26 protein-coding genes and 1 pseudogene are annotated in these 20,475 nt (G+C 69.6%); 4 read left to right on the top strand and 23 right to left on the bottom strand.

What is annotated here, in order from left to right; all coding sequences use genetic code 11:
* Window positions 1-141: 141 nt before the first annotated feature.
* Window positions 142-1,203, top strand: coding sequence for an AI-2E family transporter (locus IM777_RS07570; RefSeq protein ID WP_194385136.1), 1,062 nt, complete (start codon window positions 142-144; stop codon window positions 1,201-1,203).
* Between the two features lie 3 nt (window positions 1,204-1,206).
* Here IM777_RS07570 and IM777_RS07565 read toward each other — a convergent pair whose 3' ends face one another.
* The 9 genes from IM777_RS07565 to rpsB all read right to left on the bottom strand — a co-directional run bounded on the left by IM777_RS07565 (window position 1,207) and on the right by rpsB (window position 7,904).
* On the bottom strand, window positions 1,207-1,935 hold the full coding sequence (locus IM777_RS07565; protein ID WP_194385135.1) for an alpha/beta hydrolase: 729 nt from the start codon (window positions 1,933-1,935) through the stop codon (window positions 1,207-1,209).
* Window positions 1,935-2,222: a hypothetical protein gene (locus IM777_RS07560; protein ID WP_194385134.1), complete on the bottom strand. Its 288-nt coding sequence runs from the start codon at window positions 2,220-2,222 to the stop codon at window positions 1,935-1,937. Before IM777_RS07560 ends, IM777_RS07565 begins: the two co-directional genes overlap by 1 nt.
* Window positions 2,223-2,225: 3 nt before the next feature.
* The gene (locus IM777_RS07555) at window positions 2,226-2,948 is read right to left on the bottom strand and encodes an aggregation-promoting factor C-terminal-like domain-containing protein (protein ID WP_194385133.1); all 723 of its coding nucleotides are present in this window, start codon (window positions 2,946-2,948) and stop codon (window positions 2,226-2,228) included.
* Between the two features lie 55 nt (window positions 2,949-3,003).
* Window positions 3,004-3,591 carry a DivIVA domain-containing protein gene (locus tag IM777_RS07550; RefSeq protein ID WP_194385132.1) on the bottom strand — a complete coding sequence of 196 codons (588 nt, stop codon included), beginning with the start codon at window positions 3,589-3,591 and terminating at the stop codon, window positions 3,004-3,006.
* Window positions 3,588-4,637, bottom strand: coding sequence for a phosphatidate cytidylyltransferase (locus IM777_RS07545; protein WP_194385131.1), 1,050 nt, complete (start codon window positions 4,635-4,637; stop codon window positions 3,588-3,590). The genes IM777_RS07550 and IM777_RS07545 overlap by 4 nt, the downstream gene beginning before the upstream one ends.
* 8 nt (window positions 4,638-4,645) lie before the next feature.
* Window positions 4,646-5,200 carry a ribosome recycling factor gene (gene frr, locus IM777_RS07540; RefSeq protein ID WP_194385130.1) on the bottom strand — a complete coding sequence of 185 codons (555 nt, stop codon included), beginning with the start codon at window positions 5,198-5,200 and terminating at the stop codon, window positions 4,646-4,648.
* Between the two features lie 52 nt (window positions 5,201-5,252).
* On the bottom strand, window positions 5,253-5,972 hold the full coding sequence (pyrH, locus tag IM777_RS07535) for a UMP kinase (RefSeq protein WP_071043235.1): 720 nt from the start codon (window positions 5,970-5,972) through the stop codon (window positions 5,253-5,255).
* 83 nt (window positions 5,973-6,055) lie between these two features.
* Window positions 6,056-6,883: a translation elongation factor Ts gene (gene tsf / locus IM777_RS07530; protein WP_071043233.1), complete on the bottom strand. Its 828-nt coding sequence runs from the start codon at window positions 6,881-6,883 to the stop codon at window positions 6,056-6,058.
* 97 nt (window positions 6,884-6,980) lie between these two features.
* Window positions 6,981-7,904, bottom strand: a complete 924-nt coding sequence (gene rpsB, locus IM777_RS07525; protein WP_071043231.1) for a 30S ribosomal protein S2 — start codon at window positions 7,902-7,904, stop codon at window positions 6,981-6,983.
* A gap of 98 nt (window positions 7,905-8,002) precedes the next feature.
* Here rpsB and IM777_RS07520 point away from each other — a divergent pair.
* Window positions 8,003-8,686, top strand: a pseudogene (locus tag IM777_RS07520) (murein hydrolase activator EnvC family protein); the annotation flags it as partial.
* A 77-nt stretch (window positions 8,687-8,763) separates the two neighbouring features.
* Here the strand turns inward: IM777_RS07520 and IM777_RS07515 are convergent.
* The 6 genes from IM777_RS07515 to IM777_RS07490 all read right to left on the bottom strand — a co-directional run bounded on the left by IM777_RS07515 (window position 8,764) and on the right by IM777_RS07490 (window position 13,967).
* The gene (locus IM777_RS07515) at window positions 8,764-9,357 is read right to left on the bottom strand and encodes a DUF3060 domain-containing protein (RefSeq protein ID WP_194385129.1); all 594 of its coding nucleotides are present in this window, start codon (window positions 9,355-9,357) and stop codon (window positions 8,764-8,766) included.
* 27 nt (window positions 9,358-9,384) lie between these two features.
* Complete coding sequence (locus IM777_RS07510; RefSeq protein ID WP_194385128.1) at window positions 9,385-10,287, bottom strand: tyrosine recombinase XerC; 903 nt, start codon at window positions 10,285-10,287, stop codon at window positions 9,385-9,387.
* A gap of 48 nt (window positions 10,288-10,335) precedes the next feature.
* Window positions 10,336-11,520 (bottom strand): DNA-processing protein DprA, encoded by a 1,185-nt coding sequence (gene dprA, locus IM777_RS07505; RefSeq protein WP_194385127.1) that lies wholly within the window; start codon window positions 11,518-11,520, stop codon window positions 10,336-10,338.
* Window positions 11,517-13,049, bottom strand: a complete 1,533-nt coding sequence (locus tag IM777_RS07500; RefSeq protein WP_071043221.1) for a YifB family Mg chelatase-like AAA ATPase — start codon at window positions 13,047-13,049, stop codon at window positions 11,517-11,519. The genes dprA and IM777_RS07500 overlap by 4 nt, the downstream gene beginning before the upstream one ends.
* 136 nt (window positions 13,050-13,185) lie before the next feature.
* Window positions 13,186-13,548 carry a YraN family protein gene (locus tag IM777_RS07495; protein WP_194385126.1) on the bottom strand — a complete coding sequence of 121 codons (363 nt, stop codon included), beginning with the start codon at window positions 13,546-13,548 and terminating at the stop codon, window positions 13,186-13,188.
* A 95-nt stretch (window positions 13,549-13,643) separates the two neighbouring features.
* A complete protein-coding gene (locus IM777_RS07490) occupies window positions 13,644-13,967 on the bottom strand; it encodes a DUF2469 family protein (RefSeq protein ID WP_071043217.1) in 324 nt (107 codons plus the stop codon).
* 129 nt (window positions 13,968-14,096) lie between these two features.
* Between IM777_RS07490 and IM777_RS07485 the strand changes: the two genes are divergently transcribed.
* Entirely contained in the window at window positions 14,097-14,777 is a 681-nt protein-coding gene (locus IM777_RS07485; RefSeq protein WP_228481009.1) for an alpha/beta fold hydrolase, read from the top strand.
* A gap of 14 nt (window positions 14,778-14,791) precedes the next feature.
* Here IM777_RS07485 and IM777_RS07480 read toward each other — a convergent pair whose 3' ends face one another.
* The 4 genes from IM777_RS07480 to IM777_RS07465 all read right to left on the bottom strand — a co-directional run bounded on the left by IM777_RS07480 (window position 14,792) and on the right by IM777_RS07465 (window position 17,435).
* The gene (locus tag IM777_RS07480) at window positions 14,792-15,451 is read right to left on the bottom strand and encodes a ribonuclease HII (protein WP_194385125.1); all 660 of its coding nucleotides are present in this window, start codon (window positions 15,449-15,451) and stop codon (window positions 14,792-14,794) included.
* Complete coding sequence (gene lepB, locus IM777_RS07475; RefSeq protein WP_194385124.1) at window positions 15,448-16,236, bottom strand: signal peptidase I; 789 nt, start codon at window positions 16,234-16,236, stop codon at window positions 15,448-15,450. The genes IM777_RS07480 and lepB overlap by 4 nt, the downstream gene beginning before the upstream one ends.
* A 157-nt stretch (window positions 16,237-16,393) precedes the next feature.
* Window positions 16,394-16,741: a 50S ribosomal protein L19 gene (gene rplS, locus IM777_RS07470; RefSeq protein WP_071043209.1), complete on the bottom strand. Its 348-nt coding sequence runs from the start codon at window positions 16,739-16,741 to the stop codon at window positions 16,394-16,396.
* Between the two features lie 172 nt (window positions 16,742-16,913).
* Window positions 16,914-17,435 (bottom strand): MFS transporter permease, encoded by a 522-nt coding sequence (locus tag IM777_RS07465; protein ID WP_194385123.1) that lies wholly within the window; start codon window positions 17,433-17,435, stop codon window positions 16,914-16,916.
* Between the two features lie 120 nt (window positions 17,436-17,555).
* Here IM777_RS07465 and map point away from each other — a divergent pair, with 120 nt between their 5' ends.
* Window positions 17,556-18,338, top strand: coding sequence for a type I methionyl aminopeptidase (map, locus tag IM777_RS07460; RefSeq protein ID WP_071043205.1), 783 nt, complete (start codon window positions 17,556-17,558; stop codon window positions 18,336-18,338).
* 21 nt (window positions 18,339-18,359) lie between these two features.
* Here map and trmD read toward each other — a convergent pair whose 3' ends face one another.
* From trmD to rpsP, 4 genes are read right to left on the bottom strand one after another with little or no spacing between them, the layout of a single operon-like run.
* Window positions 18,360-19,034, bottom strand: coding sequence for a tRNA (guanosine(37)-N1)-methyltransferase TrmD (gene trmD / locus IM777_RS07455; protein ID WP_071043203.1), 675 nt, complete (start codon window positions 19,032-19,034; stop codon window positions 18,360-18,362).
* Window positions 19,035-19,041: 7 nt separating this feature from the next.
* A complete protein-coding gene (gene rimM, locus IM777_RS07450; protein WP_228481007.1) occupies window positions 19,042-19,671 on the bottom strand; it encodes a ribosome maturation factor RimM in 630 nt (209 codons plus the stop codon).
* Window positions 19,664-19,894, bottom strand: a complete 231-nt coding sequence (locus IM777_RS07445) for an RNA-binding protein (protein ID WP_071043200.1) — start codon at window positions 19,892-19,894, stop codon at window positions 19,664-19,666. Before IM777_RS07445 ends, rimM begins: the two co-directional genes overlap by 8 nt.
* Window positions 19,895-19,898: 4 nt before the next feature.
* The gene (gene rpsP / locus IM777_RS07440) at window positions 19,899-20,321 is read right to left on the bottom strand and encodes a 30S ribosomal protein S16 (RefSeq protein ID WP_071043198.1); all 423 of its coding nucleotides are present in this window, start codon (window positions 20,319-20,321) and stop codon (window positions 19,899-19,901) included.
* Window positions 20,322-20,475: the final 154 nt, after the last annotated feature.

Below are 20,475 nucleotides of genomic sequence, written 5' to 3'. Positions count from 1 at the left end.
CGGGTCCCAACGCAGACGTCAATCGACGTTTCAGACTAGCGGAGACGACCTGAAAGGCCACCGGGAGGCGTCGATGCGCAGACTCCTCGGCGCGCATGCGTATCCTGACACCACAGGAGCACGGCCGAGGCAGGAGACCGCGTGAAGATCCATAACCCGTTCCGGGTGGCGTTCCTCGCCACGCTGGGCGTCGGGCTCGGTCTGGTGCTCATCGCCAGCATTCAGACTCTCTCGACCATCCTCCTCTACGTCGGCACCGCGCTGTTCCTCTCGCTGGGTCTGGACCCGGTGATCTCGTTCCTCGAACGGCGGCGGCTGCCCCGCTGGGCGGCGGTGGTGGTGACGATCCTGGGAGTCCTCGCGCTCTTCGCAGGCATCGTCCTCATGATCGTCCCGCTGATCGTGTCGCAGATCTCGCAGCTCGTCACCGCCATCGTGCGACTCGTCGAGCGCGGCACCTTCATCGAGGATCTGCGTTCCTGGCTGCAGACGACCTTCCCCACGCTGAGGGTCGACGACGTGTTCAGCTACGTCGAGGACTGGCTGACGACGAACGTCACCGAGATCGGCGGATCGATCGGTCAAGGCGTCCTCGCCTTCAGCGGAGCCGTTCTGGCCGGACTCACCGGCGCGTTCATCGTGCTCATCCTCACGATCTACTTCACCGCATCGACTCCCAGCCTGAAGCGAGCGGTCTACCAGCTGGTCCCCGCGTCCAAGCGCGCCCGCTTCATCGACCTGTCCGAGCAGATCACCGACTCGGTGGGCTACTACGTGATCGGGCAGCTCTCGCTCGGCGTGCTCAACGGCGTGCTGAGCGCGATCTTCCTGTCGATCATCGGCGCACCTTTCCCGGCCGTGCTCGCCGTCGTCGCGTTCCTCTTCTCGATCATCCCGCTCGTGGGCACCCTCACCGGATCGACCATCATCGTGCTGCTGTGCCTCATTCCGGGACTGGGCGGCACGTCGACGGCGATCATCGCGGCGGTCTACTACCTCGTGTACATGCAGTTGGAGGCGTACGTGATCTCCCCCCGCATCATGGGTCGCGCGGTCTCCGTCCCCGGCGCCGTGATCGTCATCGCCGCCCTCGCCGGCGGTTCCCTCCTCGGACTGCTCGGTGCGCTCGTGGCGATCCCGGTCGCGGCCAGCATCCTCATCCTCTACCGGCAGGTGCTGATCCCCCGTCAGAACGAACGGTGACCGTCACGCCGTGCCGGGGATCTCCCCCGACCATTCGGTGGGGAGAGGCAGCGCGTCGGGGTTCACCGCGGCGACGATCTCGGTGAGCACCCGTCGCGTCTGCGATTCCCCCACCCACAGGTGCTTGGCGCCGTCGACCGCGATGAGGTTCGCCTGCGGCACGGCGGCGAACCGCTGTGCGGCTTCGTCCGGGCGCAGAAAGTCGTCGAGCTCGGGCACGAGGATGATGAGCGGGCGTTCTTCCTGAGCCCACGCGGCGACCTCCTCCGGTGTCGCACGATGCAGCGGGGGCGAGAGCAGAATGAACCCCTCGGCGGCGTGGTCGCGTCCGTACTTGAGGGTCAGCTCCGTACCGAAGGACCACCCGATCAGCCACGGATGCGGGAGCCCGCGCTCGCGGACGAAGTCCATGGCCGCGGCGACGTCGAAGGCCTCCGCGCGCCCACCGTCGAACTCCCCCTCGCTGATGCCGCGCGGCGATGACGTGCCGCGGGTGTTGAACCGCAGGACCGCGAGATCGGCCAGCGCGGGAAGGCGCGCGGCCGCTTTGCGGAAGACGTGCGAGTCCATGAATCCGCCTGCGGTCGGCAGGGGGTGGAGGGTCACCAACGTCGCGCGCGGCTCACGATCAGCGGGCAGCGCGAGCTCGCCGACGAGGGTGAGCCCGTCGAGCGTCTCGAGCTCGATCTCTTCCCGGCGAGCGGGAAGCATGAGGGGGCCGCGAATCTCCATCAGCTGATCCTCCAGCAGGCGTTGTGCCAGTGTCTGCGCGCCGCGAGGTCGGCGCGGTCGCCGAGCACGCCGTCGGCCCGCCAGGCGACCAGGTGTGCCGTACCCGGCTCGATCGCGCGCGAGCATCCCGGGCACGTGTACGGCTTGACCGCCTGTGCGGCCGAGATGGGCTGCACCGTCCACTCGGCGCCGCGGCGCACCTCCGTGCGCTTCCACCCCGCCAGGAGCCGATCGAAGGATGCGTCGCCCGCCGCCTGGTCGCGGCGCCGACGGTTGGACCGCGGCACGGGTCAGTACCAGCCGACGGACTGCGAGTGCCCCCACGCCCCGCACGGGGTCCCGTAGCGTCCGCCGATGTATCCCAGGCCCCACGAGATCTGGGTGGCCGGATTCGTCTCCCAGTCGGCCCCGGCACTGGCCATCTTGCTACCCGGCAGCGACTGCGGGATGCCGTAGGCCCCGCTGGACGCGTTGTAGGCGTTGACGCGCCAGCCCGACTCCTTGTTCCACAGCGCCACGAGGCAGGAGAACTCGCCGTCGCCCCATCCCCGAGCGGTCACCATCTCGTACGCGATGGCCTGTGCGGACCCGGGATCGGGTGTGACGAACGGCGGCGCCCATCCTCCCCCGGTCGACGATGACGACGACTCGCTCGCGACGACGGGTTCCGGAGTCGGCGTCGGAGTCGGCGTGACATAGACCTCGTAGTTGCCGCGCTCGAAGGTCGGGATCTCGTCGTCGCCGGCGTCGGCGGTGACGAGGGTCTGCACGTCTCCCAACGTGCTCGAGTACAGCGTGATGGGCTGCGTCTCCTCGGCGGCCGCCTGGCTCAGAGCGACGCCCGTCGGGCCGGCGTACGCGATGACGAAGCCGAACGCGGCCAGCGTGGCGAACACAGCGAGGACCCCGCGACGCCGGGACCACCGTTGCGCCGGTGCCGACGGGCGGCGTGCCGGCGCGGCGACGTTCACGACGTCGCGACGCGCGGGGGTAAGGTCGCTTCCGGCAGTCACAGTGACCCGATTCTAGCCGCGAGGACTCCCGGTGTCATCCGCCCCGCGACGCGCGTCACCGCACAGCGAGCATCACCTCGATGACCGCGTCGAGGACCGCATCCACCTGCGCCTCCCGGTACCCGCCGCGCTGCATGCGGAACGCCACCGATCGCACCTGCTCGACCGAGACGGGTTCGCCGTCCGCCAGGTAGCGGGCGAGCTTGTCCCCCACCAGATCGACCTCATCGATGCGGTACCCGTACCGCAGCGCGCCGACACGGTCGAAGCGTCGTCCCTTGCGTCGCGTCAGGCGATCGAGCACCTCCTGCGCGGTTCCGCGCGTCGCGCCGACCCATCCGCCGACGTCACCGTCCGCGAGCGCCGTCTCGCGCTCACGGGCGGCGAAGGCGTCTTCGATGCGCGCGAGCGCCGCATCGACGGCCGCGATGACGTAGCCGTGGCGCGTCAGGGGGAAGGCCGCGCGTCGCACGTCCTCGGAGGTCAGCGCGTCTCCGGTCTCGCCTTCGAAGACACCGCGTGCACGAGCGAGGAAGTCGTCGACGGCCGCGCGGTCATACCCCTTCGTGCGCCCCTGCGCGATCGGGAAGGGCGTGCGCTCGGAGGGCGAGGGGGAATCGGACGACACGGGGGCCGAACTCATGGGGTCACCACCAGCGGAGTGAACAGATAGGACAGTGCGAGGGCCACGGTGACCGACGGGAGGATCGAGTCCAGGCGATCGAGCACACCGCCGTGACCGGGCAGCCACGAACTCATGTCCTTGATGCCCATATCGCGCTTGATCATGGACTCACCGAGGTCACCGGCCGTGGCCGTCGCCAGGATCGCGGCTCCGAAGACGAGGCCGGTCCACCACGGCAGCCCGAGCAGGAACATCGACGCGAGCACACCCGCGACGAGGGCCGCCACGGCAGCTCCGGCGAAGCCCTCCCACGTCTTCTTCGGGCTGATCCGGGGCGCCATCGGATGACGCCCGAAGGTGAGTCCGCTGATGTAGGCGCCGGTGTCGGCCACGACGGCGATCAGGATGAACGTGATGATCCACCACTCGCCGCCGTCCTGACGCAGCAGCACGAGCGAGAGACTCGCGAAGAAGGGTACGTACAGCTGAACGAAGCCGCCCGTCAGCACATCGGCGAGCACGTCCGACGGTGAGCGCTGCTCCACGGCCACCATCTGGGCGATCAGTCGCCAGACGGCGATCACGACGACGGCCACGAACGTGACGACCCAGTGGAACCACAGGTCGGCGAACAGGCCCGACAGCACGAGGACGACGCCGACGCCCACCTGCGGTGCGACATCGATACGGCGGCCGGCGACCGTGAGCGCGCGACTGATCTCGAGGATCCCGAAGAGGGTCGCGACGAGCGCGAAGAGGATGAAGATCCACTTCAGCAGCACGAGCGAGAGCAGCAGCACACCCCCGATCGCGATGCCGATCAGAATGGCGACGATGAGGTCACGACCGGTCCGCTCCTTGATCCGCTCGTTCGCCTGGTCGAATTCCGCCCGCGCGTGGGCCATCTGCGACTCGACACCGGTGCGCATCGCCCGCATGTGCTCCTGGAAAGCCTGCGAGGGGTCCTGCGCGTCGGATCCGGGATCCTGGCGCGCTCCAGCGTCCCGCCGGGTCAGGGGTGGGACGTCGTCGTCTCCGGACGGAGCGTCGGGCGCGTCGGTCATCCGGCGACTCAGACCTCGAGCAGCTCCGCCTCTTTGCGCTTCAGAGCGTCGTCGATCTCGTCGACGTGCGAGCGCGTGAGGGCGTCGAGTTCCTTCTCGGCACGGACGAGCTCGTCTTCACCGACATCGCTCTTGAGGGCGTCGAGGTCGTCCTTCATCTTGCGACGGATGCCGCGCACGTGCACCTTGGCGTCCTCCCCCTTGCCACGGACGATCTTGACGTACTCCTTGCGACGCTCCTCCGTCAGCTCGGGCATGGTCACGCGCACGATGTTTCCGTCGTTGGTGGGATTCGCACCGAGGTTCGGGGTCTCGCGGATCGCCTGCTCGATCGCCTTGAGGGCGGACTTGTCGTAGGGGGTGACCACGAGCGAGCGAGCCTCGGGGTTGGCGAGCGACGCGAGCTGCGCGAGCGGCGTCGGGCTGCCGTAGTAGTCGACGAGGATCTTCTGGAACAACTGCGGGTTGGCGCGCCCCGTGCGCACCGTCGCGAAGTCTTCCTTCGCCGCCTCGACGGCGCGGTCCATGCGCGCTCCGGCATCCGCCAATACGTCAGCGATCACGAGTGACTCCCATCGTTCGAACCGAAAACTCAGTCTAGTCAGCCGGCGGCGATCACGCCGTGACCAGCGTGCCGATCGATTCGCCCAGCAGCGCCCGCGTCACGTTCCCCGCCGGCTCCATTCCGAACACCCGCATGTCCATGCGGTTGTCCATGCAGAGGCTGAACGCCGTCGAGTCGACGACCTTCAGACCGCGCTGCAGCGCATCCAAGTACGTGATGCGGTCGATGCGGGTCGCGGACGCGTCGGTGCGAGGGTCTGCCGTGTACACCCCGTCCACACCGTTCTTGGCCACGAGCACCTCGGATGCGCCGATCTCGAGCGCACGCTGAGCGGCGACGGTGTCGGTGGAGAAGTACGGCAGGCCGGCGCCGGCACCGAAGATGACAACCCGGCCCTTCTCCATGTGCCGCTCGGCGCGCCGCGGGATGTAGGGCTCGGCGACCTGCGTCATCGAGATCGCCGACTGCACGCGCGTGGCGGCTCCGGCCTGCTCGAGGAAATCCTGGAGCGCCAGAGCGTTCATCACCGTGCCGAGCATCCCCATGTAGTCGGCGCGGCCGCGATCCATGCCGCGCTGACTCAACTCGGCTCCGCGGAAGAAGTTCCCCCCGCCGACGACGACGGCGATCTCCACCCGGTCCACCGCCTCGGCGATCTCACGGGCGATCTGCGACACGACGTCGGGGTTGACCCCGAGCGCCCCGCCGCCGAAAGCCTCGCCCGACAGCTTCAGCAGAACGCGCCGGCGTCCGGTCGCTTCATCGATCACGTGATTCCTCTCGTCGCTTACAACTTATCGAAGGGCATGAGAAAAGGCCCGCACCACCGAAGCGGTGCGGGCCTTCTTCAACGTCAGGCTCCGACCTTGAACCGGGCGAAGCCGGTGAGGGTGAGACCGGCGTCGGCGGCGACCTTGGCCACCGACTGCTTGTTGTCCTTGGCGTAGTCCTGGTCGAGCAGCGCGACCTGCTTGAAGAACGCGTTCACACGACCTTCGACGATCTTCGGAAGGGCCGCCTCGGGCTTCCCCTCGTTGCGGGAGATCTCGGTGACGATCTCGCGCTCCTTCTCGACGTCGGCCTCGGGAACCTCGTCCCGACTGAGATAAGACGGGTTGGCGAACGAGATGTGCTGCGCAAGGCTGCGCGCGGTCTCGGCGTCATCGCCGGTGTAGGCGAGGACGACACCGACCTGCGGCGGAAGGTCCTTGCTGGTCTTGTGCAGGTAGACCTCGAACGCGTCGCCGGTCAGGGTGCGAACGCGGCGCAGTTCGACCTTCTCGCCGATGATGGCGGCCTCGTCCGAGATCAGCTGCTCGACCGTCTGGCCCGACGCGTCGGCCGCGAGTGCAGCCTCCGCGGAGTCGGCGCGGGAGGAGGCGGCGGCGGCGAGGACCTTCTCGGCCAGCGCGCCGAAGCGTTCGTTCTTGGCGACGAAGTCGGTCTCGCAGGCGAGTTCGATCAGGGTGACCGCGCCGTCCTGCTCGTGAGCGGCGACGAGTCCTTCGCTCGTGGAGCGGTCGGCGCGCTTGGCGTTGCCCTTCGCACCCTTCAGACGCAGGATCTCGGTGGCCTTGTCGACGTCGCCGTCAGCCTCCTCGAGCGCCTTCTTGGTGTCGACCATGCCCGTGCCGAGCTGCTCGCGCAGCGCCTTGATGTCGGCGATCGTGAAGTTTGCCATGGGTGGCGGCTCCTTGTTCAGATGATTCGTGCTTCGCTTCGGCGGGGCCGTCCGGAGACGGCCCCGCCGAACATACTCGGTGTCGGTTGCGCGACGGTTACTTCGCGTCCGCGGCGGCTGCGCCGGCGGCATCCGCCTCCGACTCGGTGGCCTTCTCGCCCTCGGCGGCCTGCTCCTCGGCGACGATCTCGCTCGCCTCGACCGTGGCCTCGGCCTCATCGGCCACCTTCTCGGTGTCTGCCGACGACTGCGCGGGAGCACCCGACTCGAGCAGTTCACGCTCCCACTCGGCGAGGGGCTCAGCGGCCTCCTCGACCTCGTCCGCGGGCTGGTGGCGCTGGATCAGGCCCTCGGCGGCGGCGTCGGCGATGATGCGCGTCAGCAGGCTCACCGAGCGGATCGCGTCGTCGTTGCCGGGGATCGGGTACTGGAACTCGTCCGGATCGGCATTGGTGTCCAGGATGCCGATGATCGGGATGCCCAGCTTGGTGGCCTCGTCGACGGCGAGGTGCTCACGCTTGGCGTCGACGACCCAGATGGCCGACGGCGTCTTCTGGAGGTTGCGGATACCACCGAGCGACTTGTGCAGCTTGTCGAGCTCGCGCTTCTTCAGCAGCAGCTCCTTCTTCGTGAAGCCGCTCGCAGCCGGGTCGTCGTAGTCGAGCTCCTCGAGCTCCTTCATGCGGGCGAGGCGCTTGCTGACGGTGGTGAAGTTCGTCAGCAGACCACCGAGCCAGCGCTGGTTGACGTAAGGCTGGCCGACGCGGGTCGCCTGCTCGGCGATGATCTCCTGCGCCTGCTTCTTGGTGCCGACGAAGAGGACCGTTCCGCCGTGGGCGACGGTCTCCTTGACGAACTCGTACGCCTTGTCGATGTACGACAGCGACTGCTGCAGGTCGATGATGTGGATGCCGCTGCGCTCGGTGAGGATGAAGCGCTTGACCTTCGGGTTCCACCGGCGGGTCTGGTGTCCGAAGTGAACGCCGCTGTCGAGCAGCTGGCGAATGGTGACGACGGCCATGGCCGTTCTCCTGTTCTGGCGCGTGCGCGCCGATTTCGGTTATCGGTCGGCCGGTCGGCCGACGCGTCCTGGTGCCCGGCGCACCCCCGCCCCTGCCGATGTGTGGATCGGGAAGAGGACCGGAGGGAGTGGATGCCACGCGCCGGAACCGGCGCGCTGAGGGCACGCGTAGTCACCCCGAGAACGGGATGCCCCTCGATCATACCAGCCGGAGACCCTCCCCACGCGGCGGACCGTCGGAGCCCTCCACAGGTTCATCCGTCGGCGTACGCGCACCCGTCACGGGACGCGACGATAGGGCCATGCTCGTCCTGCCGGCCTCGACATCCGCCCGTCGAGGCATCCGTGCGCTCGCGGCGGCGGCGCTGTTGAGCCTGGTCGTCGTCGTTGCCTTCGGCGGCCCGGCACGTGCTGTGGACGACGAGCCGGAGACTCTGGCCGGCTGGAGGTGGCCGGTGCACCCGTTCCGCATCGTCGAAGCCTTCGTCGCGCCGGCGCACGAGTACGGCCCCGGCCATCGCGGTGTCGATATCGCCCCGTCCGACCCCGCCCGCGTGATCTCGTCCCCGGCAGCAGGGGTGATCGCGTTCGCCGGGCCGGTCGCCGGACGCGGCGTCGTCACGATCGACCACGGCGGCGGACTCGTCACGACCCTCGAGCCGGTCTCGCCCGAGGCCACCGTGGGCGAAGCCGTCGTCGCGGGAGAGCCGGTGGGAACGCTGTCGACGGGTGGCCATACCCCGCCGGGCGCGCTCCACTTCGGCGTGCGGCTCGATGGCGAGTACATCAATCCCCTGCTGCTGTTGGGCGGAGTGCCTCGCGCCGTGCTCCTCCCCTGCTGCGAACCGATCGCCGCCGCTCAGCCGATGGTGTTGCGCTCTCCCGCGTCGTCGATCTCCCCGATGCCGCTCGCGGCTGCCACGGTGTTGTCGTGGCCGGTCACGGCGACCGAGTCGATTCCCGTCTCCGATCGGACGGTGTTGCGGTCCCCCGACACCGTGGCGGCTGTGATCTCGTCGGCCTCGACCACGACGTCGTAGCCCGCGATCGACAGCGAAGGCAGCGCTGCCGCCACCACCGAGACGCGGTCGGCGCGAATGATCAGGTCGCCGACGTCGGCACTGCTCACGTCGATGATGAGGTCGTTGCCGCTGACCGTCACCGTGGGACAGCTTCCGACGACGTCGACGCGCGGATCCGCCCTCTCGGCGATCTCGAGAGGCGCCTCGGAGCATTCGACGGTCTGGTCGGCGAGGTTCTCCGGGTTCCTCTCGGCGGGACTCACGAAGGGCGACGCAGAGGACGCGGAGGTCCCCGCCGATCCGGTGGGCTCCTCGGGGAGGCGCACGACGGTCTCGGTCACGCACCCCGTGAGCGACGCGATCGCAAGGATCGTGACGGCGGCCGCGGCGCCCCGGAATCGGGCACCGGGCATGGGAAGGTCCATCGGCATGCATCCAGCCTATGCGCGGGGTGGGCCCTAAGCACGAGGGTGGGCGAGGCGGTAGGTCGCAGCGAGGCGCTCACTCGAGACATGGGTGTAGATCTGCGTGGTCGCCAGGCTCGCGTGTCCGAGAAGCTCCTGGACCGTGCGAAGGTCGGCTCCGCCGTCGAGCAGGTGAGTGGCGGCGGAGTGCCGGAGCGCATGGGGGCCGACGCTCGCACCGATGACCGGCCCGAGTCGTCGCGCGACAACGTCGTAGACCGCGCGCGGGCCGATGCGCGCACCTCGGGTGCCGAGGAATACCGCGGCGACGGGGGCGCCGTCGCAGCGGGCGTGCAGCACCGGGCGACCCCGCACGAGATAGGCCTCGAGCGCAGCGGAGGCCGGGGCACCGAAGGGCACCATCCGCTCCTTGTCGCCTTTCCCGACCACGCGGAGGGTGCGGCGTTCGTCATCGATCGCGTCGCGGTCGAGAGCGCAGAGCTCGGACACGCGGATGGCGGTGCCGTAGAGCACTTCGAGCAGCGCACTGTCCCGCAGCAGCACGGGATCACCGTCGCGTGCGGCATCGCGCAGGTCGTCGAGGAGGTCGGAGACGCCGTCCGCGGTAGCCACCCGGGGAAGGGTGCGCCCCCGTTTGGGGGTGACAAGGCGAGCGCTCGGATCGACCTCGACCAGACCCGTCTCCAGTGCCCAGGCGAAGAATCCGCGAACCGCCGCGGCTCGGCGAGCAAGAGTCGACGCACTGTGACCGCGCTGCACCGACTCCCACAGCCACTCGCGGAGAGCGTGGACGTCGACGTCCGTCAACACCGGATCCCCGGTGGCCGCCACGACATCGGCGAGGTCGCCGCGATATGCACGTACGGTCCGTGGTGAGAGCCGACGCACGTGAGCCAGATGATCCAGGTAGCTCTCCGCCGCCTCGCCGAACCTCATGCTCCCAGCTTCCCCTCCTTTTCGTCGCCGAGGTGCGCGGCGCACCGATCAGGCGCGACGCCATCCGCGATCGTCGCGGCGGACACGCCCTTCGAGTTCGAGCAGCCCGAGAAGTGACCCCGTCTCCGCGACGGAGAGGCCGGCACCGCGCGCCGCCTCGTCGGTGGAGCGACCGGCGCGCGTGCTCAGGGCGTCGACGACGCGCGTCGCCGCATCCGTCCTCGGACCACCCATCGCACCGTCCGCGCGTTCCACCTCCCGCGCGTCGAGCCGACCCACCAGCTCCCAGGCGTCGTCCGCTCCGGTCACGGCGACCGCGTCGTACTCCCGCAGCAGTCGATGGCAGCCCGCCGAGGCGGCACTGGTCACCGGGCCGGGGACGGCGCCGAGTGGTCGCCCGAGGCTCACGGCGTGGCCGGCGGTGTTGAGCGAACCGCTGCGCCAGCCCGCCTCGACCACGACGGTCGCTGCTCCGAGCGCCGCAATCAGCCGATTGCGCTGGAGGAAGCGCCACTTCGTGGGAGCTGCGCCCGGTGGCAGTTCACTCACGAGCGCCCCGACCTCGGCAATGCGCTCGATCAGCGCGCTGTTGCCTCTCGGGTAGGCGCGATCGACGCCACCGGCCAAAAAGGCGACCGTCGGCGAACCCACGGCGAGCGCCGCCCGATGCGCGGCTCCGTCGACGCCGTAGGCCGCGCCCGAGACCACGGCGCCGCCATACGCGCCGATGCCCGCGGCGAGGTCGGCGGCGACGTGCTCGCCGTAGGAGGTCGCCGCGCGGGCTCCGACGATCGCCACCGCCGTCGAGCGCCACGCGTCGACGGTTCCCCGCACCCAGACCGCCACGGGCGCGTGTGCACCGAGGTCGTTCAGACTCTCCGGCCAGTCGGACGCAGCCGGCGTGATCAGCATCGCCCCGATGCGGTGCGCCGCCCGCAAGGAACGGAAGACCGCGTCGCCGTCGAGGCGAGGCCGCCACCGAGCCCACGCGTGGCGCGCGGCCAGCCCGTCGAGCTCCCCGACAGGCGTCGGCACCGAACTGGCGACGGTGTCGAGCGCGACAGCCGGGCCGAGCGCACCGATCAATGCACCGGCGTCGGCATCGCCCGGTTCGGCGACGTGCGACCACGCGACGCGGGCGTACATCTCCACCGCCGCCTCGTCATCGAGACCCTCGCCGAAGGGTCCGAGCGCGTCTCGGATCGCCGTCGGGGTGAGGTCGTAGTCCGTCATGAAGCAATTCCCTTCTTCAGGTAGAGGGCACGTCCGATGTCGTCGAGGCCGAGGCGCGGCCTGCCCGCGAGATCCGCCAGACTCCACGCGACGCGCAGCACGCGGTCGTAGGCGCGGAGCGTGAGCGCGCCACGCTGCAGCGCGATGTCGAGCGGCCGGCGAGCTGCAGCATCCGGCGCAGCCGGGCCCTCGCGCAGCCACGGTCCGGCGACCTGCGCGTTGCGCCGCCACTCGGTCTCCCGAAGCCGGTGCGCCGCCCGGTCTCGCGCCTCGCGCACCCGCTCACGCGCCGTCTCGGTGCTCATCCCCTCACCGCTCGCGCGCCGCTGCGCCACCGAGACGCGGCGCAGGGTCAGTTCGATGTCGATGCGGTCCAACAGCGGTCCCGAAAGGCGCTGCAGGTAGCGACGGATCGCCATCGGCGGGCATGTGCACGACGAACCCGGAATGCCGTACCCGCCGCACGGACACGGGTTGGTCGCGAGGACGAGTTGGAAGCGCGCCGGGAAGCTCGCGACCGCTCCCGACCGGTGGATCTCGATCTCACCGCTCTCCAGCGGCTGTCGAAGCGCGTCCAGCGCGTGACCGCTGAACTCGCCCGCCTCATCGAGGAACAGCACCCCCTCACTCGCTCGTGCCACGGCGCCCGGATGGATCACGCGACTTCCACCTCCGACGAGGGCCGCCGAGCTCGCGCTGTGATGCGGGGCTTCGAACGGCGCTACGCGCGGAAGCGACCGGATGGTTCCGCCTCCCAGTGAGCGGATCGATGCGACAGCCAGCGCCGCCTCGTCGTCCAGTGGAGGCAGGATCCCGGGCAGCCGTCGGGCGAGCATGGTCTTGCCCGCTCCGGGCGGCCCCGTCATGAGGAGATGGTGGCCACCCGCGGCTGCGACGACGAGCGCTTCCACCGCGTCGTTCTGGCCGATGACGTCGGCGAGGTCGTGCCGGGCATCGGAGCGCACGTCGTCGGTCGGGCGCCCGTTCGCCACCGGCTCGCAGTCGGGGACGTCCACCCCGGCGCCGTGGAGGGCAGCGACCTCCGCGAGCGTCGTGGCAGCGCGCACCTCGATACCGTGGACGAGACGCGCCTCCGGGCCGTTCGCATGCGGAACCACCACGCGGGCGAAGCCGGCCCGCGTGGCCGCGACGACCGCGGGCAGCACCCCCGGCACCGGCCGCAGCCGCCCGTCGAGTCCCACTTCGCCGACGTGCACCGTGGCCGAGACCGACCCCACATCGAGATCGGTCTCGGTCGCGATCGCGGCGACGGCGATCGCGAGGTCGAACGCCGATCCGTGCTTGGGGAGGTTCGCCGGCGACAGGTTCACCGTGAGCCGCCGTCGAGGCAGGGGCAGACCGCTGTTCTCGCACGCGTTGTGCACGCGACGCGACGCTTCGTTGAGAGCCTTGTCGGGGAGCCCGATGATGCGCATGTCGGGCGTCTGATTGGACAGGTCGGCCTCGACCTCGACGATCGAGCCGACCGCCCCGTTGAGGGCGACGGCCCAGGTGCGAGCGACGGTCATGCCGGGACCGGCGGGCGGAGGGAGGAGCGTGTCATGCCCCGAGACTGCGCCCTCGCGACACCGGCCGCGGAGCGAATCTGCTCGGCCGTGCATGAACGGCCTCGTGACGAGGCTGGGGAGGGCAGGACAGGAACGGTCAGCGCAGATCGCGGAGATGCTCGATACGTGCACGGCCCGGAGGGGAACCCGTCACGCCGATCACATCCGTCCGAAGGGCGAGCCCCCGGGACGGCTCCGGATGGGCCGCCGCCCACGCGCGCCCCAGGCGCCAGAGGCGACTCCGCTTGCGCTCGTCGATCGCGTCGAAAGGATGCCCGAATCCGGTGCTCCTGCGCGTCTTCACCTCGACGATGACGAGTTCGCCCGCCTCGCGGGCCACGATGTCGATCTCGCCCTGCCCGCAGCGCCAGTTGCGATCGAGAACCACGAAGCCGAGCGCGACGAGATGATCGTGCGCGGCCTGCTCACCGGCACGCCCGAGGTCGTCCTTGATCGCCATGAGACGACCCTGTCCGCCTCAGGCATCGCCGCGCGGCACATCCGGGCGATCTGTGGACGGACCGGCGGACTCACAGGCCCCGCTCCGCCCGGAAGTCAGCTGTCGAGGGAGAGCTCGTCCGGCAGCCGGAAGTCCCGTCGCGTCAGCTCTTCGACGTTGACGTCCTTGAAGGTCAGCACCCGCACGGACTTGACGAAGCGGTCGGCGCGATAGATGTCCCACACCCACACGTCGGTCATCGTGATCTCGAAATAGAAGTCGTGCTCGCTGTCGCGGCGCACGACGTTGACGTCATTGGCGAGGTAGAACCGCCGTTCCGTCTCGATGACGTACTGGAACTGGGAGACGACGTCGCGATACTCCTTGTACAGGGCAAGCTCGAGTTCGCGGTCGTAGTCCTCGAAGACTTCGTCATCCATGATCCCCCCATCCTACGGTCGTGACGGCCGCGCCGAGACCGCGCGATCACGTGGTCCGGATCATCAGGTCGATTCCCGTAGCGTGGTGTGCGCGGCACATCCCGCACCCGCTGAAAGGACTCCATAACCGTGGCTGAGACCGAGATCTTCGAACCGGACGGACGCGCCGTCCCCTACGCCGACGACCACGGCGACGGACCGGCTCTCGTGCTCCTGCCCGGCGCCGGACTCCGGCTCGGCTATCTCGGCCTGCTGGCGGAGGCCCTCGGCGAAGAGGACTTCCGCGTGGTGAGGATCGGCTGCCGCCGGCCGAACGACGCCGTACCGGCGCCGACGCTCCACGATCTCGCGCAGGACGTCGTGGACGTGATGGATCACGTGGGCATGACACGGCCGTGGGTGGGCGGACACGGGTTCGGCGGCACCGTCGCGCGGACGGTCGCCCTGAACCATCCCGCGCGTGCCGCCGGCGTGCTGCTGCTCGCCGTCGAGGGCGAGGCGCCCGTGGAGGTGTCCCCCACGTCCGAGATCCCCGAGAACGCCTACGACCGGGAGCGGATGGCTCTGCAGCGCGCCGCCCGCGCCGCGTCTGCGGAGATCGGCGCCGCGACTCTCGCGCCCGGGATCCCGGTGCTCGCTCTCCAAGGGTCAGCCGACCGCGTGATGCCTCCGGCGAACGGCGAAACCCTGCGCGCCGCGGCCCCGGAGCGGGTCAGCCTCGTGACGATCGACGGCGCGGCCGACCTCTTCCCCCTCACTCACGTCGGCGAGACGGCCTGGCCGATCGAGGACTACCTCGACTGGGACTGACGTCCCGGCGCGGCTCAGAACAGGGTCGGAGCACTCGCGATGGACCACGACGCACGATGGTGGGGGCTCATGCCGTGCCGGCGGATCGCCTCCCGGTGATCGGGGCTGGCGTAGCCCTTGTTGCGCGCCCAGTGGTAGGCGGGCAAAGCGTCGTGCAGCCCGGTCATGAGACCGTCACGGGCCACCTTGGCGATGACCGAAGCCGCCGCGGCGCTTGCGCAATCCCGGTCTGCCTTGATCACCGGTGTGACCGACAGGCCGGCGCCTCCGGCCGGGGTGATGTAGTCGTGATTGCCGTCGAGGATCACGATCGCCTCCTCGGGGACGACCCCCTGGGCGCGCAGATCGCCGATCGCGCGCAGCGCGGCGAGGCCGAGCGCGCGGATGATCCCGACCTCGTCGATCTCCGCCGCGGTGGCCCATCCGACGGCGTTCGCCGACACCCACGATGCAGCGCGCGCCGCCACCTCGGGCCGGCGAGCCTCGGGGACGAGCTTGGAATCCCGCAGCCCCTCCGGCACGCGTCGACGAGAGCGCCCCGCGTCGACCACGGCGGCGCCCACCGCCACCGGGCCCGCGAGCGCTCCGCGACCGACCTCGTCGCACGCGATCACGAGCGCGTGCTCGCGCAGCAGCCGCCGCTCGAGCGTGAGACGAGGAACGGCGACGGTCACTCGACCGACTCCTCCTCGTCGGCCGCGGGCTCGTCCGGAACCCCCGCGAACACCTCGTGGTGGAAGTCGAGGGTGCCGAGCCGATCGAACGGCCACGTAATGAGGAACGCCCGACCCACCAGGTTCTCCAGCGGCACGAAGCCCTCTCCCGGCTGGTCCTGGTTGTAGCGGCTGTCCTTCGAGCGGTAGCGGTTGTCGCCGAGCACCCACAGGCTGTCCTCGGGAACGACGACATCGAAATCGTCGGCGGACGCGGGCGAATCCGGCGTGGGCAGCTTCAGGTAGGTGGTCTCGTCGATGGCGACCCCGTTGACGGTGATCTGGCCGACGTCGTTGCAGCAGACGACCTCGTCGCCGGGCAGACCGATGATGCGTTTGACGAGGTGGTCATCGCTGTCGGGCGCCGCCAGTCCGATGAGCGACAGCAGCCACTCGCCCATGTCCACGAGCATCCCTCGGTCGGGTGCGTCGCTCGGGGGAAGCCACCCGCCGGGGTCGGCGAAGACGACGACGTCACCGCGCTCGTACTCTCCGAACCGGGGCGTGATCTCATCCACGAGGATGCGGTCGTCGATCTCGAGCGTGTCCTCCATCGAGCCGGAGGGGATGTAGAACGAGCGGACCAGGAAGGTCTTGACGAGGAACGACACCAGAAGCGCGACGAGGATGATGATCACCACGTCACGCAGGAAAGTCAGCCAGCCTCGCCCTCGCGACCCCGAGCGATCGGCCGGCGCTTCCTCGGGTGCCCCTGACGGCGGCGTCCCGGTCTTCTCGGTCGTCATGTCGCTCTTTTCCCCTCCGCGCCGCCCTCGCGGACGGGTTCTTCCAGGTTCGCACATCTCCGCCGGTCGCGGGTGCCGTCGGAGCCCGCGCGTCGCCGCCGAAGTGAACGACGAAGCCCCCGGCGTCGACCGCCGGGGGCTTCGTGAGGGCGAAGCGTCAGTTCTCGCGCTTCTCCTTGATCTTGGCCTTCTTGCCGCGAAGGCTGCGGAGGTAGTAGAGCTTCGCGCGACGCACGTCACCGCGGGTGACGATCTCGATGTGGTCGATCACGGGGCTGTGCACCGGGAAGGTGCGCTCGACGCCCACCTGGAAGCTGATCTTGCGGACCGTGAAGGTCTCGCGCACGCCGTCGCCCTGGCGGCCGAGGACGACGCCCTGGAACACCTGGATGCGCGAGCGGTTTCCCTCGGTGATGTTGACGTGCACCTTGACGGTGTCACCGGGAGCGAAGTCGGGAATGTCGGAGCGGAGCGAAGCCGCGTCGACGGAGTCGAGGATCTGCATGATCGTGTCTCTCTGCAGCCGCCACAGGTCGACCGCGCGATATTCGGAAAAAAGGATGGTGTGTGCCCGAGCGCCTCGGATGTCTCCGGCGCCGGCTCCCCTGAGGCAGAGCAGGTCAGGGCACAAACGACAATTCTGCCACGGATACCGTCCCCGGCCAAAACGTGCGGACTCAGCGCCGGCTCGCGTCGGGCGGGCTTTGGGCGTCGGTCTCCGCGATGACGAACACGTCCGGTTCCGCGCCGCCGGTCCGGGAGGCATTCTCCCCCGCCGAGCCCGCTCCGCGTTGCACCGAAGGGTCGGTGCGGAAGTAGACCGCCGCGGGACGCGCCTCCCGCCACAGCTGCCAGAGTTGGAGCCAGAACAGCCCTGCCGCGACGAACAGGGTCAGCACCATGACGGGGGCCCACCACGCGGGGTCGAAGAAGCCGAGCGACACGATCAGCAGGTGCCAGACGGCGAACCCGCCGACGTCCCACCACGACACGGCGCGCTCAGCACGCACCGTGCCCCGCGCCCGCACGAGGAGGGTGAGGATCAGCTGCCCCACGAACACCGAGGGGATGGCCAGGAACAGCACCCACAGGAACGCCCATCCGCTCGCATCGAACACGCCCCAGCCCACCAGGAGCCATACGGGGAGCACGAACGCGGCGGGGAGGAGCCACGCGAAGAATCCGCGACGGAGCCACATGCCCCCGATGGTACGCCGCGCCGCGCTCGGTGGCGGGGCACGTACGGCGATGATGGGCATCCTCACAGCCCGCGGTCGACGTATCGGAGAGAATGGAGACCGCCCCGCGAAAGGACCCCGATGATCGAACTGCGCACTCCGGCCGAGATCGACGCGATGCGGCCGGCCGGCCGATTCGTCGCCGAGACCCTGGCGACGCTCCGCGAAGACACCAGAGTGGGGACGAATCTGCTCACGATCGACCGACGCGCTCACGACCTCATCCGGCGGGCCGGTGCGACGTCGTGCTACATCGACTACCACCCCTCCTTCGGCGCGAGCCCGTTCGGCAAGGTCATCTGCACCTCGATCAACGACGCGGTGCTGCACGGGCTCCCCTTCGATTACGACCTGCGCGACGGCGACCTCGTCACGCTCGATTTCGCCGTCGCCGTGGACGGCTGGGTGGCCGACTCGGCCGTGTCCTTCGTGGTCGGTTCTGCGCGCGACGAGGACCTCGCCCTCATCGACACCACCCGGCGCGCCCTCGAGGCCGCCATCGGCGCCGCGACCGTCGGGAATCGCATCGGCGACATCTCCCACGCGGTCGCCGAGGTCGCGCGCGCCGACGGCCTCTCGATCAACACCGACTTCGGCGGACACGGCGTCGGCCGCGAGATGCACGGCGACCCGCACGTGCCCAACGACGGCAAGCCCGGCCGGGGATACCCGCTTCGCGACGGACTCGTGCTGGCACTCGAGCCGTGGTTCCTGCAGTCCACCGACAAGCTGGTCACCGACAAGGACGGATGGACCCTGCGCAGCGCCGACGGCTCGCGCGGCGCGCACTCCGAGCACACGATCGCGATCACCGACGCCGGACCTGTCGTCCTCACCGACCGGTCGCACCTCGGCGTCGACTGACCTCGCCTCGCCGGCTCGGGCTCAGAGCAGGTCGGGACGGTGAGCGCGCGTGCGCTCGACGCTCTGCGCGAGCCGCCACTGCGCGATCGCGCCGTGGTTGCCGCTGAGCAGGATCTCCGGCACCTCGAGACCGCGCCACACCGGCGGCTTGGTGTAGATCGGGTATTCCAGCAGCCCCTCTTCGTGCGACTCCTCAACGAGACTGCCGGGGTTGCCGATGACGCCCGGAATCAAGCGCGTCGTCGCCTCGATCATGGCCATCGCGGCCACCTCGCCACCGTTGAGCACGTAGTCGCCGAGACTCACGAGACGCACGCGCCCTCGCGCGGCGTAGTGATCGATGACACGCTGGTCGATGCCCTCGTACCGGCCGCACGCGAAGGCGAGGTGGCCCTCGGCGGACAGCTCGCGAGCGAGCGACTGCGAGAACCGTTCCCCCGCTGGCGACGGAACGATGAGGGCGGTCCGTTCCTCGAGGATCTCGTCGAGCGCCTCACCCCACGGCTCCGGCTTCATCACCATGCCGGCACCCCCGCCGTAAGGGGTGTCGTCGACGGTGCGATGACGATCGCGAGTCCAGGAGCGGAGGTCGTGCACGCGCACGTCGAGGAGTCCCCGCGCGCGGGCCTTGCCGATCAGCGAGACATCGAGCACATCGAAGAACGCCGGAAAGATCGTGACGATGTCGATGCGCATGCCGTGATCACTCCTGCTCGGTGCGGGCCTCGGGAACCTCGCCGCCGAGTGCCTCGTCGGCTTCGGGGGGCAGCTCCTCGAACAGACCCGCCGGCGGTGTGATCCGCACCCGGCCTGCCGCGAGATCGACCTCGGGCACGATGGCCTTGACGAACGGAACGAGCACTTCCGTCTCGTCGGCGAGAAGGACCGCGAGAAGGTCCTGCGACGGCAGGTGGTCGACGCGCGCCACGCGACCGACGACGGCACCGTCTCGCACGACGTCGAGTCCGACCAGCTGGTGGTCGTACCACGCGTCCTCTTCGTCGGAGGCGGCGGCCTCGTCGATCCACAGAATCGCGCGGACGAGCTCCTCGGCGGCGGTGCGGTCGTCGACGCCCTCGAAGAAGGCGACGGGATGGGAGTTCATCCAGCGGAACTCGCGCACGGTCAGCGGCTTCCCATGCCAGGGCGAGGACTCGGGAACCTGGAGGGTGAACGTCGCCCCCGGCACGAAGCGTCCGTCGGGGTCGTCGGTGTACAGCTCGAGCTTGAGCGCGCCTTTCAGGCCGTGCGCCTTGACGAGGCGACCGACGCGCAACTGCGTTTTGGAGCCGACCGGCGGGCGGGCGTCACCGGAGGGGGCCACGTCAGTCATCCGCGACGTCGACCCGCACACGGCGGCCATCGGCGAGCGCGGTGATGAGCGTGCGCAGCGCCTTGGCGGTGCGTCCGCCGCGCCCGATCACGCGTCCGCGGTCATCGGAGTGCACGTGCACCTCGAGGACATCCCCTCGTGACGACGAGGAGGAGACGATGCGGACGTCGTCGGGGTGATCGACGATCCCCTTGACGACGTGTTCGAGCGCGGCGGCGAGCACGGAATTACGCTTCGGCGGACTCGTCGGACGCCGCGGCGTCCTCGGCAGCGTCGGCGGCGGGCTCCTCGGCCTTCTTCTCGACCTTGGGCTTGATGACCGACTTCTTGTCGGCGTCGACCTCGAATGCTGCCTTCGTCTCGGCGGTCTTCACTGTCGAAACGGCGTCCTTGTCACCCTGGTGACGACCCCAGTCGCCCGTGAGCTTGAGGATGGCACGCACCTGGTCGGTCGGCTGAGCGCCGACGCCGAGCCAGTACTGGGCGCGGTCGGAGTCGACCTCGATGAACGAGGGCTCCTCGGTCGGGTGGTACTTGCCGATCTCTTCGATGACACGACCGTCGCGCTTGGTGCGCGAGTCGGCCACGACGATGCGGTAATAGGGCGCACGGATCTTTCCGAGGCGCTTGAGGCGGATCTTGACAGCCACGATTCTCCTGAATGAGTGAAAGCGAACGAACCGATCGCCTGGAGCGTGGGGTGCACACCCGGCGGAAGCTCTGGAACGGTCCACGGCGCTGGATAGAGGGTCGAGCGCCGGGTCCGACCCTCTATTCTGCCAGATCCTGCGCGGCGTCGCGAAC

The sequence above is a fragment of the Microbacterium luteum genome (genome assembly GCF_015277875.1).
GTDB classification, from domain to species: Bacteria; Actinomycetota; Actinomycetes; order Actinomycetales; family Microbacteriaceae; genus Microbacterium; species Microbacterium luteum.
The sequence above is the reverse complement of the archived record's forward strand: the minus strand, read 5'-3'. Positions and strand labels throughout refer to the sequence as shown.

What these genes read in the sequence shown, in the direction of transcription:
- trmD (WP_071043203.1), bottom strand. Translation starts at nt 19,034, where the DNA reads ATGCGCATCGACATCGTCACGATCTTTCCGGCGTTCTTCGATGTGCTC.
- IM777_RS07495 (WP_194385126.1), bottom strand. Translation starts at nt 13,548, where the DNA reads ATGGCGATCAAGGACGACCTCGGGCGTGCCGGTGAGCAGGCCGCGCAC.
- IM777_RS07490 (WP_071043217.1), bottom strand. Translation starts at nt 13,967, where the DNA reads ATGGATGACGAAGTCTTCGAGGACTACGACCGCGAACTCGAGCTTGCC.
- IM777_RS07510 (WP_194385128.1), bottom strand. Translation starts at nt 10,287, where the DNA reads ATGAGGTTCGGCGAGGCGGCGGAGAGCTACCTGGATCATCTGGCTCAC.
- IM777_RS07565 (WP_194385135.1), bottom strand. Translation starts at nt 1,935, where the DNA reads ATGGAGATTCGCGGCCCCCTCATGCTTCCCGCTCGCCGGGAAGAGATC.
- IM777_RS07545 (WP_194385131.1), bottom strand. Translation starts at nt 4,637, where the DNA reads ATGACCGACGCGCCCGACGCTCCGTCCGGAGACGACGACGTCCCACCC.
- IM777_RS07500 (WP_071043221.1), bottom strand. Translation starts at nt 13,049, where the DNA reads ATGACCGTCGCTCGCACCTGGGCCGTCGCCCTCAACGGGGCGGTCGGC.
- map (WP_071043205.1), top strand. Translation starts at nt 17,556, where the DNA reads ATGATCGAACTGCGCACTCCGGCCGAGATCGACGCGATGCGGCCGGCC.
- IM777_RS07465 (WP_194385123.1), bottom strand. Translation starts at nt 17,435, where the DNA reads ATGTGGCTCCGTCGCGGATTCTTCGCGTGGCTCCTCCCCGCCGCGTTC.
- dprA (WP_194385127.1), bottom strand. Translation starts at nt 11,520, where the DNA reads ATGACGGACTACGACCTCACCCCGACGGCGATCCGAGACGCGCTCGGA.
- rpsB (WP_071043231.1), bottom strand. Translation starts at nt 7,904, where the DNA reads ATGGCCGTCGTCACCATTCGCCAGCTGCTCGACAGCGGCGTTCACTTC.
- IM777_RS07515 (WP_194385129.1), bottom strand. Translation starts at nt 9,357, where the DNA reads ATGCCGATGGACCTTCCCATGCCCGGTGCCCGATTCCGGGGCGCCGCG.
- rplS (WP_071043209.1), bottom strand. Translation starts at nt 16,741, where the DNA reads ATGCAGATCCTCGACTCCGTCGACGCGGCTTCGCTCCGCTCCGACATT.
- lepB (WP_194385124.1), bottom strand. Translation starts at nt 16,236, where the DNA reads ATGACGACCGAGAAGACCGGGACGCCGCCGTCAGGGGCACCCGAGGAA.
- tsf (WP_071043233.1), bottom strand. Translation starts at nt 6,883, where the DNA reads ATGGCAAACTTCACGATCGCCGACATCAAGGCGCTGCGCGAGCAGCTC.
- IM777_RS07550 (WP_194385132.1), bottom strand. Translation starts at nt 3,591, where the DNA reads ATGAGTTCGGCCCCCGTGTCGTCCGATTCCCCCTCGCCCTCCGAGCGC.
- rimM (WP_228481007.1), bottom strand. Translation starts at nt 19,671, where the DNA reads ATGACTGACGTGGCCCCCTCCGGTGACGCCCGCCCGCCGGTCGGCTCC.